12 protein-coding genes are annotated in these 13,382 nt (G+C 60.6%); 4 read left to right on the forward strand and 8 right to left on the reverse strand.

Annotation, left to right across the window (positions count from 1 at the left end; all coding sequences use genetic code 11):
• The first annotated feature begins 185 nt into the window (after positions 1-185).
• Positions 186-1,073: an acyltransferase gene (locus J3P79_RS24675; protein WP_434606341.1), complete on the forward strand. Its 888-nt coding sequence runs from the start codon at positions 186-188 to the stop codon at positions 1,071-1,073.
• On the opposite strand, the gene J3P79_RS24680 is transcribed toward J3P79_RS24675, so the two are convergent.
• A complete protein-coding gene (locus J3P79_RS24680) occupies positions 1,074-1,643 on the reverse strand; it encodes a DUF2780 domain-containing protein (RefSeq protein ID WP_434606343.1) in 570 nt (189 codons plus the stop codon).
• 171 nt (positions 1,644-1,814) lie between these two features.
• Between J3P79_RS24680 and J3P79_RS24685 the strand changes: the two genes are divergently transcribed.
• The 3 genes from J3P79_RS24685 (at position 1,815) to J3P79_RS24695 (ending at position 4,213) form a co-directional block, all read left to right on the forward strand.
• On the forward strand, positions 1,815-2,393 hold the full coding sequence (locus tag J3P79_RS24685; protein WP_434606345.1) for a hypothetical protein: 579 nt from the start codon (positions 1,815-1,817) through the stop codon (positions 2,391-2,393).
• 118 nt (positions 2,394-2,511) lie between these two features.
• Complete coding sequence (locus J3P79_RS24690) at positions 2,512-2,877, forward strand: hypothetical protein (RefSeq protein WP_434606347.1); 366 nt, start codon at positions 2,512-2,514, stop codon at positions 2,875-2,877.
• A gap of 160 nt (positions 2,878-3,037) precedes the next feature.
• Positions 3,038-4,213, forward strand: a complete 1,176-nt coding sequence (locus J3P79_RS24695) for a delta-60 repeat domain-containing protein (protein ID WP_434606349.1) — start codon at positions 3,038-3,040, stop codon at positions 4,211-4,213.
• 148 nt (positions 4,214-4,361) lie between these two features.
• On the opposite strand, the gene fdhA is transcribed toward J3P79_RS24695, so the two are convergent.
• From fdhA to glyA, 7 genes are all read right to left on the reverse strand, one after another.
• A complete protein-coding gene (gene fdhA, locus J3P79_RS24700; protein WP_039590652.1) occupies positions 4,362-5,561 on the reverse strand; it encodes a formaldehyde dehydrogenase, glutathione-independent in 1,200 nt (399 codons plus the stop codon).
• A 222-nt stretch (positions 5,562-5,783) separates the two neighbouring features.
• Positions 5,784-6,641 carry a formyltetrahydrofolate deformylase gene (gene purU, locus J3P79_RS24705; RefSeq protein WP_039590651.1) on the reverse strand — a complete coding sequence of 286 codons (858 nt, stop codon included), beginning with the start codon at positions 6,639-6,641 and terminating at the stop codon, positions 5,784-5,786.
• A 60-nt stretch (positions 6,642-6,701) separates the two neighbouring features.
• Positions 6,702-7,334: a sarcosine oxidase subunit gamma gene (locus J3P79_RS24710; protein WP_434606352.1), complete on the reverse strand. Its 633-nt coding sequence runs from the start codon at positions 7,332-7,334 to the stop codon at positions 6,702-6,704.
• A gap of 59 nt (positions 7,335-7,393) precedes the next feature.
• Positions 7,394-10,411, reverse strand: coding sequence for a sarcosine oxidase subunit alpha (locus J3P79_RS24715; RefSeq protein ID WP_434606355.1), 3,018 nt, complete (start codon positions 10,409-10,411; stop codon positions 7,394-7,396).
• Positions 10,408-10,737, reverse strand: coding sequence for a sarcosine oxidase subunit delta (locus J3P79_RS24720; RefSeq protein WP_030139292.1), 330 nt, complete (start codon positions 10,735-10,737; stop codon positions 10,408-10,410). The genes J3P79_RS24715 and J3P79_RS24720 overlap by 4 nt, the downstream gene beginning before the upstream one ends.
• Positions 10,738-10,751: 14 nt before the next feature.
• Positions 10,752-12,002, reverse strand: a complete 1,251-nt coding sequence (locus J3P79_RS24725) for a sarcosine oxidase subunit beta (RefSeq protein WP_030139293.1) — start codon at positions 12,000-12,002, stop codon at positions 10,752-10,754.
• Positions 12,003-12,024: 22 nt separating this feature from the next.
• Positions 12,025-13,278 (reverse strand): serine hydroxymethyltransferase, encoded by a 1,254-nt coding sequence (glyA, locus tag J3P79_RS24730; protein ID WP_030139294.1) that lies wholly within the window; start codon positions 13,276-13,278, stop codon positions 12,025-12,027.
• Positions 13,279-13,382 lie beyond the last annotated feature (104 nt).

Here is a 13,382-nt window from a genome sequence, read left to right on the forward strand (position 1 = left end):
GCTACTCCCGCTCGACTGCGCAGCAGTCGCGAATGGGCCCGGCCATCACGGCCTGGCGCGAGCAAGCTCTCTCGCCACAAAAGCCCCAACCTACCCTAGCCAAGGTGAACTTGCGTCCAAGTCGATTTGGCCTGTCGCTCGAAGCTGCTTATCATGACCCGCCCACCCGTTTGCAAGAGTCATCTATGCGCCGCCTGCTCACCGGCTGTCTCGTCACCCTGTTGCTGTTGCTCAACACCCTGGTGCTGTTCGGGCCGCTCATGGTGTTCGCATTGCTCAAGCTGATCCTGCCCGGGCGCTTTCGCGACTATGCCTCATCGGCAGTCATGTGGATCGCCGAAACGTGGGCCGAGATCGACAAACTGATCTTTGCCCTGTGCATCCCCACTCGCTGGGACATTCGCGGTGGCGAAGGCCTGCGCGGCGACACCTCCTACCTGGTGATCAGCAATCACCAATCCTGGGTGGACATCCCCGCGCTCGTCCAGGCACTCAACCGACGCACGCCATTCTTCAAGTTTTTCCTCAAGAAAGAACTGATCTGGGTGCCCTTCCTGGGGCTGGCCTGGTGGGCCTTGGACTATCCCTTCATGAAGCGCTACACCAAGGCGTTCCTGGCGAAGAACCCGGAGCTGGCCGGCAAAGACCTGGAAATCACCAAGGCCGCTTGCGAGTTGTTCAAGCGCCAGCCGGTCACCGTGGTGAATTATCTCGAAGGCACCCGTTACACACAGGCCAAAAGCCACGCGCAGCAATCGCCCTTCACCCATCTGCTCAAGCCCAAGGCCGGTGGAGTGGCGTTCGTGCTGGCGGCAATGGGCGAGCAATTGGACGCGGTGCTCGACGTGACGGTGGTCTATCCGCAGGAACGGATCCCCGGCTTCTGGGATTTGATCAGCGGCGCCGTCCCCAGGGTCATCATCGACATCAACACCCGCGAGCTTGACCCCAAGCTGTGGCAAGGCGACTACGAAAACGACCCGGTGTTTCGCCAGCACATCCAGGATTGGGTCAACCAGCTTTGGGCCGAGAAAGACCAGCGCATCGCCACATTGCACAATGAGCCCGAGTAATCAGATCCCGGCGCCGCTCCCCCAGATGCCGCCCAGGTTTTGCAGCAATGAACTGGCCACGCCCTGTTGACCAAGGTACTGCAGGATAATCGGCGCGAATTGGCCAATCATGCCGCTGTCCATGCCCAGCGCGCTGAAGGCATTGTTCAGGTCGTTGGTGTCCTTGACGTTCCCCAGCAAGCCGTCGAGCAAGGCGTTGTTGCCCGACGCGTCGCCCAGCAAACCGCCCAACCCGTTGAGCCCGCCGATGGCGCTGTTGCCGGCGATCTGGTCCAGCCCCGGCACGCTTTTGCTCAGTTCGGAAAACTGCGGCTCGCTGAGCCGGTTCTTCGCCAACCCCAGCATCGCCCCTGCCCCACCAATGGCCTGTTCAGGGGTGATATCGAGCTCCGAGCCCAAGGAGTTAAGCAGCCCGGCAGCTTTTGGCGCAGCGGCCACGGCGCCCTCCTGCTGATCGCCCTGAATGGCCGACAGCACGTTCGCCGCGTCACCCAGGCTGAACTGCGCAAAGGCCGGGCTGGCTGCCACTGACAACAGGCATGACAGTGCAAAACCGCGTAGAACCTTCATCCCGACATTTCCTCTTGCCATGAAAAAGCCGCCCGGTGACTGGGCGGCGCAAAGTGCAGCGTTGGACTGGGAGGACGGGGGTTTGTTCAACGTAGCCGCGCGTGGCGTGGGACCCTGCCATTGCCGACACGGTTACCGTAAAGTGCCGAATCCCCTCAGCAGAGCATGTTCATGAACGTACAAATCAGTGGCGGCGCCCTCGCGGTTATCCTGACCGGCATGCTCATCGCCTTCGGCGTCACCGAATGCCAACGTGGCCCCATGAATCCTGAACTTGCCGACAATCTCAGCGAAGCGGAAAAAACCTGGCTGACGGTCGAGCATCGCATCAAGCGCTCAGATCCAGCCCTCACCGAAGTCATCCGCGAACAGCAATCCTTGACCGTGCTTTACCGTCCGGAAGCTGCCACGCAGGGATCGGAAACTTGGGTTGATCACATGTTGCGCGTGGTGGGCCATGGCCTGGCCGCTTTGAACGGCGCGCCCGGTGGCAAGGAATACATACAAGTCACCGTCAAAGCTCGAATAATTGCCGATGACGACGTTGAGCTGGTCTATGACATGCAGGGCTTCGATGCCATCAAGACGCAACAGGGCGGCTACGTGGACTTTGCCAGCACGCCACGCAGCATGACATTCAGCCGCGAGGCCTTGGCCCAGGCCCAGGATTATTGCCGAGACCCGAACGGCCATGGGTTTCATCCTGAACTCTGCGAACGGGTCATGACGGCAACAGCGTTTAGAAGATAGTCACTGCATTAACGAGCAAATTATTTCCAACGAGTCTGATCCACTGTCAATTCTGACAGTACCTAAAGCCGAGTCGATCCGTAACCATGAGGGCTCAACTAAACAAGGAGTACGGACAATGAATAAATATTTGTTGGCTCTCATGCTGCCCATTGTTGGAATAGCAGGCATCGTTCATGCAGCAAGCGCAGACACCTGCCCCCCCGTGGGAGCGATAAAGTCATCCCCTGCGCCTATAAACGCCCCGCCACCCAATAACGAAGGCTATAACTATACAGCCGATGGTCCAAACGACAGTAAGTGGACAGGACGCTACGTGCGCAACGATGAGGACATCCTGAATTACAACTTGAAATTAAAAACTCCCGCGCCAGGCACCGATAATGCCTGTTTGTATGAGGGAGACCCACAGAAAGACCAGTACGGCGATATCGAATACTCTCGACAGCTAACACTGTCAAAAACCAGTGCCGGCAATACATAGATTACCTTGCAAGCGAAGCAAAACGGGGCGATATCACTGGTGCCCTGTTTTTCACAGTAGCCGCGACGGATGCTTCCCCCAAGTACAGAACACCTACCAGAGCGACTCGCAACAACCAACTCAAGGCAACGGCTATTCATCCTAGACTAGGAATGTGAACATGGCTATCAACAGCACATCGACTCGGGCCGGCGAGCTTGATCCTGACTTCAATAATGGAGAATTTCTCTATCTTCCTGGAAGTTACACTTCGGATATAGCGATAGACCCGAAGACAAACAAAATCTACATCGCCGGAAGAGCGGGCGAGGGCCCGATCGAAAATCCCAGGAATTATATGATTCTAGCGCTTAACCCTGACGGAACACGTGACAAGGACTTTAATGGTGGCGCGCCCATCATCACGTCTTTTTTTTACGGATTCGGGAGCAGCGCAGAAAAAATCCTGATTTTGGATGATGGAAAAATTCTAGTACTGGGCACTGTAAGATCCAACAGGTCGGATGGCTTGTCCTTTGCGTTGGCTCGCTACCATCGAGACGGCACGCTTGATGATTCCTTTGGCAGCAACGGCCACGCCGTTCCCTCCCATGAGTTGGCTGATGAGAAATTTATGCTTGAGGGCGACGTTCCTTTCTCATTAGCCCTATGTGAGAGCCGCATCTACATCACAGGTCAAAGTGCCGGTGCAACAATGCTTATGGGCCTTGAAGAGAACGGCAGTATCGCCATGGATTTCGGCGACAACGGTGTCCGTATTATTAATTCCCGCAGCCTAGGATCTATGGTTATAGCGAATAACCGTATCTATCTAACCGGTGCTGTCTGGGCACGCCTACATCTTACCGGTGATTTGGACCTTGATTTCGGCACCGATGGTTTTGTCGATCCGGTACACACTGCGCCTCATGGAGTCCTTAGTGCCACTTACCTGCAAAACAATTCGAACATTTTGGGTGTCGGTTACGCTTCCTCTCGCAACGCGCTGCTGACCAGCATCGATAGGGATGGAGGCCGTAACGAAGATTTTAATGAGGGCGGTCCTGTGCTGGCCCCACCGGAACATAGCGCCTCGTCCTGGACGGATTGTGTGATTAAAAATTCTCGTATCATAACCGCTGGCGCGGCCAAGAACGGTCAGTTGCTGAGTATTGGTCGTTATTTGCAAGACGGGAAACCCGACACCGATTTTGGTGATAATGGCTGGAAAGATTTTACGTTACGGGGCAGCAAACCTGTTAACAGTAGACCTGCATTGGCGGTGCAACATAATAATGCCGTTCTAGTAACGAGTCGCTTCCTCTCCTCGCCATTTATTTTGCAATTAAGAGGCTAGGCGATTACGTTCAGATGAGCATTCCGGACTCGGAATAAATGCAAGAAATCAACATTCCTGCAGGCGGTAAAAGCCACCCCTCATATTGGCCAGCCACATCAGAAAAAAAGGCGACCGAAGTCGCCTTTAATTCGTCTTGCCTACAGCCTCACGCCGCACTAAACAACTTATGCGGATCGATCACAAACTTCTTCGGCACGCCCGCATCGAACTCGCCATAACCCTTCGGCGCGTCGTCCAGGCTGATGACCTGCACGCCAACGATCTCGGCAATGTTGATGCGGTCCCACATGATCGCCTGCATCAGTTGGCGGTTGTACTTCATCACCGGGGTCTGGCCGGTGTGGAAGCTGTGGGATTTGGCCCAGCCCAGGCCGAAGCGGATGCTCAGGCTGCCCATTTTGGCTGCGGCATCGACTGCGCCCGGGTCTTCGGTGACGTAGAGGCCGGGAATGCCGATCTTGCCGGCAACGCGGACTACGCCCATCAGCGAGTTGAGCACGGTGGCCGGGGCTTCGTGCTTGACACCATCATGGCCGTGGCCGCGGGCTTCGAAACCGACCGCGTCGACGGCGCAGTCGACTTCCGGCTCGCCCAGCAAGGCAGCGATCTGTTCGTGCAATGGTGTGTCCTGGGACAGGTCGGCAATTTCGAAACCCTGGGCCTTGGCGTGGGCCAGGCGAACCGGGTTGACGTCACCGATGATCACGACTGCCGCGCCCAGCAGGCGAGCGGAAGCAGCGGCGGCCAGGCCAACCGGGCCGGCACCGGCGATGTAGACAGTGCTGCCAGGACCCACGCCAGCAGTGACGGCGCCATGGTAGCCGGTGGGCAGGATGTCGGACAGACAGGTCAGGTCACGGATTTTCTCCATGGCCTTGTCGCGGTCCGGCAGTTTCAGCAGGTTGAAATCGGCGTACGGCACCAGCACGTATTCGGCCTGGCCGCCGGTCCAGTCGCCCATGTCCACGTAACCGTAGGCTCCGCCGGCACGGGCCGGGTTGACGGTCAGGCAGACGCCGGTGTGCATTTCCTTGCAGGAACGGCAGCGTCCGCAAGCCACGTTGAACGGCACCGACACCAGGTCGCCGATCTTCAGGTTCTCGACATCGCTGCCTTTCTCGATCACTTCACCGGTGATTTCGTGACCCAGGACCAGGCCGGTCTGGGCGGTGGTGCGGCCGCGCACCATGTGTTGGTCGGAGCCGCAGATGTTGGTGGAGACCACGCGCAGGATAACGCCGTGTTCGATCTTCCTGCCGCGCGGGTCCTGCATTTTGGGATAGTCGATTTTCTGTACTTCGACCTTGCCGTTGCCGAGATACACGACACCACGATTACCGGACATGCTTTCACCTCGCTGTTGTTTTTATGAAACTGCGCCGCCCAGGCAGGCAGCGCGTTGATTGCTCGGGTTAGTGCTTGTGTCTTTGTTTCTTTGTTGTCTTCAAGGGCCTCTTCGTCGGAACGCCGCCCGGAGCAAGCTCGCTCCCACAGTGGATCGTCGGTGTGTTCAAGATCTGCAGACCAACACAGATTCTGTGGGAGCGAGCTTGCTCGCAATGTAGGTCTAAAGAACGACAGTACGATTGGCGTTCAAGAACACCCTTCGCTCGATGTGATACCCCACCGCCCGGGCCAAGGTCAGCCCTTCGATATCCCGGCCCTTGGCAATCAGGTCTTCGGGATAGTGGCTGTGGTCCACCACCTCCACGCCCTGGGCGATGATCGGCCCTTCGTCCAAATCGTTGTTGATGTAATGCGCCGTGGCGCCCACCAGTTTCACGCCTTTGTTGTAGGCCTGATGATAGGGCTTGGCGCCCTTGAAACCCGGCAGCAGCGAGTGATGGATATTGATCGCCTTGCCATCGAGCTTGCGGCACAGCTCCGGCGACAGCACTTGCATGTAGCGCGCAAGGATCACCAGCTCGGCGCCGGTGTCTTCGATCACCTGCCATACCTGCCGCTCCTGGGCCGGTTTGTCGTTCGGGTCCAGGGGGAAATGGTAGTACGGAATCTGGTGCCAGTCGGCCAGCGGCTTGAGGTCAGGGTGGTTCGAGACCACGGCCACCACGTCCATGGACAGCTGGCCGATGCGCTGGCGATAAAGCAGGTCGTTGAGGCAGTGGTCGGCCTTGGAGACCATGATCACTACTTTGGGCCGATAGTTAGGCGGGGTCAGTTCGAAGACCATGCCGAAAGCTTGCGCCCGCTCGGCCAGGCCGGCGCGGAAGTTCTGCTCGTCAAAACCGTCGGGCTGGCGAAACTCCACGCGAATGAAGAAACGCGCCGAGAGCCGGTCGTCGAACGAATGGTGCTCGGTGACGTAGCAACCCTGCTCGAACAGAAAGCGGGTCACCGCGTCCACCGTGCCGAGCACACTGGGGCAGTCGGCAGTCAGGATCCATGTGTCTGGGGCGCGGCTCATTGCGGTGACTCCTGTTCGAATTTAACGAAACGACACAAAAGCCGTGGTCGGCTTTAGTCCTTACGCCTGCACGCTCAACCCATACTCCGCCGACGCATCCTGCAGCCACATCCACCAGTAATCGGAGAAGCTGCGGCGGATCACCAGTTCCCAGGTGTCTTCAGCTGTATGGCGGATCACCAGTTGCGACTTGGCGAACACCGTGCCCACGGCCTTGCCCACCGGGAAGTTGCTTGGATGGACATCGTAGCTGGTGGATTTCATCAGCACGTCGCGCACGTTCGGGCCGGACAGTTCGAGGATCTGCTGGCCGCCGCTGACGTTGACGATCTGGATGTGCAGGTCGCCCAGGGCTTCACGCAGCTTCTGCTCGGCGGCGAACTCTTCGCCGGTGGGGACTACCAACAGCCATTCGTCCGGGCCGAGCCATTGCAGGCTGGTTTCGCCCTTGATGACAACGGTCAGGGCACCTGGCAATTCCAGGCCCAGGGCCTTGTGCACACCGGCGGCGAACGCCGGGTCGTGGCCGTCGCCACGAAGGGTCAGGTGGCCCAGGAGTTTTTTCTCGCGCACGGTCACGCCGGCGTTCTTGCGACCCTTGCCCACCCTGCTTGCGAGGTCGGCATGATGCAGCGACGACTCGGCCTTGGCCCCGGTGGTTGGGCGTTGTTGGTACACGTTGACTGCGGTCATATGGAGCACCCGTTCCGTAGATTGAGCGTTCCCACGCTCTGCGTGGGAACGATCAGGTATCAAATATTCTGCCGATCGCCTTTCGGATCGAAGAACACCGAAGAAACAATCTCTGCCTCGATCACGCTGCCGTCGGCCAATGGCGCGAACACACGCTCGCCGAGGCGCTTGAGGCCGCCCTTGACCACGCCCATCGCAAACGAATAGCCCAGGGAGTTATGCGCATAGCTGGAGGTGACGTGGCCGACCATCGACATCGGGATCGCCTGCTTCGGGTTGAACACCAGTTGCGCGCCTTCCGGCAGCCAGACATTCGGGTCGATCGGCTTGAGGCCCACCAGTTGCTTGCGGTCTTCACGCACGCAATCTTCGCGATTCATCCCGCGCCAGCCGATCCACGAGAACGGCTTGGTCCGGCCGACGCACCAACCCATGTTCAAGTCGTCCGGGGTCATCGAGCCGTCGGTGTCCTGGCCGACGATGATGAAGCCCTTCTCGGCCCGCAATACGTGCATGGTCTCGGTGCCGTACGGGGTCAGGTTGTACTTCTTGCCGGCCTCGACGATCTGCTCGAGCACGCCCATGGCGTAGTCGGCCTGCACGTTGATTTCGTACGACAGCTCACCGGTGAACGAGATCCGGAACACCCGGGCCGGCACGCCGCCCACCAGGCCTTCCTTCCAGGTCATGAACGGGAACGCGTCCTTGTCCAGATCGATGTCGGTGACGTCGCCCAGCAGCTTGCGACTGTTGGGGCCAGACAGGGTCATGGTCGCCCAGTGGTCGGTGACCGAGGTGAAGTACACCTTCAGGTCCGGCCATTCGGTCTGGTGATAGATCTCCAGCCATTGCAGTACGCGAGCCGCGCCGCCGGTGGTGGTGGTCATCAGGAAGTGGTTGTCCGCCAGACAGGCTGTCACGCCGTCGTCGAAGACCATGCCATCTTCCTTGCACATCAGGCCGTAGCGGGCCTTGCCCACGTCCAGCTTGGTCCAGGCATTGGTGTAGACGCGGTTGAGGAATTCACGGGCATCCGGGCCCTGGATGTCGATCTTGCCCAGGGTGGAAGCATCCAGCAGGCCGACGCTGTCACGCACCGCCTGGCATTCGCGCTTGACCGCGGCATGCAGGTCTTCCCCGTTCTTCGGGAAGTACCATGGGCGCTTCCATTGGCCGACGTCTTCGAACTCGGCACCGTTCTTCACATGCCAGGCATGCAGCGCGGTGAAACGCACCGGCTCGAAGATGTGCCCACAGTGCCGACCCGCCACCGCGCCGAAAGTCACCGGCGTGTAGTTCGGACGGAACATGGTGGTGCCCATCTGCGGGATGCTCACGTTCAGCGAGCGGGCCGCGATGGCCAGGCCGTTGACGTTGCCCAGCTTGCCCTGGTCGGTGCCGAAGCCCAGTGCGGTGTAGCGCTTGACGTGCTCCACCGACTCGAAGCCTTCGCGGGTGGCAAGCTCGATGGCGGCGGCAGTGACGTCGTTCTGCAGGTCGACGAATTGCTTCGGCGCCCGTGCGGTGGCTTTTTCGTGAGGCACCTGAAACAGCGCCAGGGTTGGTTCCTCGTGACGGCTCAGGGCTTTGGGCAACACGCCCTCGACGACCTTGAAGCCGGCTTCGCAGGCCGCGCGCACGCCGCCTTCAAAGCCGTCGGCCAAGCTATCGCCGAGGCTGTAGACGCCGTTGACGCCACCGACACAGACGCGTTTTTGCGGGGCTTCGCCCGGTACGAAACCGAGGATGTCTTCACGCCAGATCGGCTTGCCACCCAAGTGCGAAGCCAGGTGGACCACCGGGCTGTAGCCGCCGGAGCTGGCCACCAGGTCGCAGTCCAGCCATTCGCCGGGGCTGGTGACTTTGTGGGCGCGAACATCGATCGCGGCAACCCGTGCCCCGGTCACGCGCTTGCTGCCACGGGCCTCGATCACGGCGCTGCCGGTGAGGATGCGGATGCCCTTGGCGCGGGCTTCTTCCACCAGTGCACCCCGGGGATTGCTGCGCGCATCGGCCACGGCGACCACTTGCAGGCCGGCGTCGAACCAGTCCAGGGCCACGCGATAGGCGTGGTCGTTGTTGGTGCTCAGGACCAGCTTCTTGCCCGGTGCCACGCCGTAGCGACGCACGTAGGTGGATACCGCACCGGCCAGCATGTTGCCCGGTACGTCGTTGTTGCCGTAGACCAGCGGACGCTCGCAGGCGCCGGTCGCCAGGACCACGCGCTTGGCGCGGACGCGGTTGATGCGCTGGCGAACCTGGCCGATCGGTGCCCGGTCGCCGAGGTGATCGGTGAGGCGCTCATGGATGGTCAGGAAGTTATGGTCGTGGTAACCGTTCACCGTGGCGCGAGGCAGCAACACCACTTCGGGCATCGAGCGCAGTTCGGCGATTGCCGCAGCGACCCATTCGGTCGCCGGCTTGCCGTCCAGGCTTTCGCGGGAGTCGAGCAGGCTGCCGCCGAACTCTTCCTGCTCATCGGCCAGGATCACTCGGGCACCGCTGCGGCCAGCAGCCAACGCAGCAGCCAGGCCGGACGGGCCAGCGCCAACGATCAGCACGTCGCAGTGACGGTTCATGTAGTCGTAGGTGTCCGGATCGTTCTCGGTCGGCGAGCGACCCAGGCCTGCGGCCTTGCGGATGTACTTCTCGTAGGTCATCCAGAACGATTGCGGGTACATGAAGGTTTTGTAGTAGAAGCCCGGCGGCATCAGCTTGCCGCCGACCTTGCCGAGAATCCCCATCATGTCGTTGTTCACGTTCGGCCAGCCGTTGGTGCTGGTGGCGACCAGGCCCTGGTACAGCGCCTGTTGCGTGGCGCGCACGTTCGGGATTTGCGTGGCTTCGGTGGCACCGATCTGCAGCACCGCGTTCGGTTCCTCGGCGCCAGCGGCGAAGATGCCGCGCGGACGCGAATACTTGAAGCTGCGGCCGATGATGTCGACCCCGTTGGCCAACAGCGCGGCGGCCAGGGAATCGCCTTCGAAGCCTTTGTAGGTCTGGCCGTTGAAGGTGAATGTCAGCACTTTGTTGCGGTCGATCCGTCCGCCGTTGGACAGGCGATTGATCTGGCTCATACCTTCTCTCCCAGAGCCTGCGCGGCCGCTTTCGGACTGTCAGCCTTGTCGGTGAACTGCGGCTTTTCGCCGATCTTGTAGGTTTCGAGAATCTCGTAGGTCACGGTGTCACGGGTCGCGTTGAAATACTGGCGGCAACCGGCGACGTGGTCCCACAGCTCATGGTGCAACCCACGTGGGTTGTCACGGAAGAACATGTAGTCGCCCCACTGCTCGTCGGTGCAGGCGTTCGGATCCAGCGGACGCGGGATGTGCGCCTGGCCGGATGCATGGAATTCCTCTTCGGAGCGCAGTTCGCCGCAGTGAGGACAGAAGATATGCAACATGGGGATTTCTCCTGTTAGTGGGCAACCGCAGCAGCGCCGTGTTCATCGATCAACGCACCGTTGTGGAAACGGTCGATGGAGAAAGGTGCGGCCAATGGGTGCATTTCACCCTTGGCCAGGCTCGCGGCAAACACATTGCCCGAGCCAGGTGTCGCCTTGAAGCCGCCGGTGCCCCAACCGCAGTTGAAGAACATGTTCGGCACCGGGGTCTTGGAGATGATCGGGCAGGCGTCCGGCGTGGTGTCGACGATGCCGCCCCACTGGCGGTTCATGCGTACGCGGGACAACACCGGGAACATCTCGACGATGGCCTGGATAGTGTGCTCGATCACCGGGTACGAACCCCGCTGGCCGTAGCCGTTGTAGCCGTCGATACCGGCGCCGATCACCAGGTCGCCCTTGTCGGACTGGCTGATGTAGCCGTGCACGGCGTTGGACATGATCACGCTGTCGATAATCGGCTTGATCGGCTCGGATACCAACGCTTGCAACGGATGGGACTCGACCGGCAGGCGGAAGCCCGCAAGCTTGGCCATGTGCCCGGAGTTACCGGCGGTGACCACGCCGACGCGCTTGGCGCCGATGAAGCCCTTGTTGGTTTCGACGCCGATGCACACACCGTTTTCCTTGCGGAAGCCGATCACTTCGGTCTGCTGGATCAGGTCCACGCCCAAGGCGTCCGCCGCCCGGGCAAAGCCCCAGGCCACGGCATCGTGACGGGCCACGCCGCCGCGACGCTGGACGGTGGCGCCCATCACCGGGTAGCGGGTGTTTTTCGAGCAATCCAGGTACGGAATCTCGTCGGCCACTTGCTTGGCGTTGAGCAACTCGCCGTCCACGCCGTTGAGGCGGTTGGCGCTGACACGGCGCTCGGAATCACGGATGTCCTGCAGGGTATGGCACAGGTTGTAGACGCCGCGCTGGGAGAACATCACGTTGTAGTTCAGGTCCTGGGACAGGCCCTCCCAGAGTTTCATCGCGTGTTCGTACAGGTGGGCCGATTCGTCCCACAGGTAGTTGGAACGCACGATGGTGGTGTTGCGCGCGGTGTTACCGCCGCCCAACCAGCCTTTCTCGACCACGGCCACGTTGGTGATGCCGTGTTCCTTGGCCAGGTAGTAGGCGGTCGCCAGGCCATGCCCGCCACCGCCGACGATGACCACGTCGTAGACCTTTTTCGGGGTCGGCGTGCGCCACATCCGCTGCCAGTTTTCATGATGGCTGAGTGAGTGTTTGAAGAGGCCGAAGCCCGAATAGCGTTGCATAGTCATTTACTCCAAAACCGACTCAGCGATAAACCGGGAAGTCCGCGCACAGGGCCGCCACCTGCTGCGCGACATTGGCCTCGACATCGGCATCGCCGAGGTTGTCGAGAATGTCGCAGATCCAGCCGGCCAGCGTGACGCACTGGGTCACCTTGAAACCACGCGTGGTCACCGCCGGGGTGCCAATGCGCAAGCCCGAGGTCACGAACGGCGATTGCGGGTCGTTCGGTACGGCGTTCTTGTTGACGGTGATGTGGGCGCGGCCCAAGGCAGCATCGGCATCCTTGCCGGTCAGGCCCTGGCGAATCAGGCTGACCAGGAACAGGTGGTTGTCGGTGCCACCGGACACTACATCGTAGCCACGCTTGATGAACACGCCAGCCATGGCCTGGGCGTTATCGATCACTTGCTGCTGGTAAGCCTTGAAGCCAGGTTCCGCCGCTTCCTTGAAGCACACCGCTTTGCCTGCGATCACGTGCATCAGCGGGCCGCCCTGGGCGCCGGGGAATACCGCGGCGTTGAGCTTCTTTTCGATTTCTTCGTTGGCCTTGGCCAGGATCAGGCCGCCACGTGGACCGCGCAGGGTCTTGTGAGTGGTAGTGGTCACCACATCGGCGTACGGCAGCGGGTTCGGGTACAGGCCGGCGGCGACCAGGCCGGCGACGTGGGCCATGTCGACAAACAGCAGCGCACCGACCTTGTCGGCGATCTGGCGGAAGCGTGGGAAATCCAGGGTCTTGGAGTAGGCGGAGAAACCGGCGACGATCATCTTCGGCTTGCACTCGACTGCCAGGCGCTCGACTTCGTCGTAGTCGATCAAGCCGGTGGTGGTGTCGATGCCGTATTGCACCGCGTTGTAGAGCTTGCCCGAGGACGACACTTTGGCACCGTGGGTCAGGTGACCGCCGTGGGCCAGGCTCATGCCCAGGATAGTGTCGCCGGCTTGCAGCAAGGCCAGGTAGACGGCGCTGTTGGCCGACGAACCGGAGTGCGGCTGGACGTTGGCGTAGTCAGCGCCGAACAGTTGCTTGGCGCGCTCGATGGCCAGGGCTTCGACCTTGTCGACGTGCTCGCAACCGCCGTAGTAGCGCTTGCCCGGATAGCCCTCGGCGTACTTGTTGGTCAAGCCGCTGCCCTGGGCCTGCATCACACGCTTGCTGGTGTAGTTCTCCGACGCGATCAGTTCGATGTGATCTTCCTGGCGTTGCTCCTCGGCATTCATCGCCGCCAGCAGTGCATCATCGTAGCCTTGGATTTGGTCTTGCTTGCTGAACATCGCGTCTCTCCCAGCGGCGGCGGTGCGCCTTTCGTCTCGGTGAGGCACGGACCGTTTCGGTCGTGCCCTTTGGATGCGATGGTATGGCCGGCGCAGGCAGGTCA

Source organism: Pseudomonas sp. R1-7 (genome assembly GCF_051132105.1).
GTDB lineage: Bacteria > Pseudomonadota > Gammaproteobacteria > Pseudomonadales > Pseudomonadaceae > Aquipseudomonas.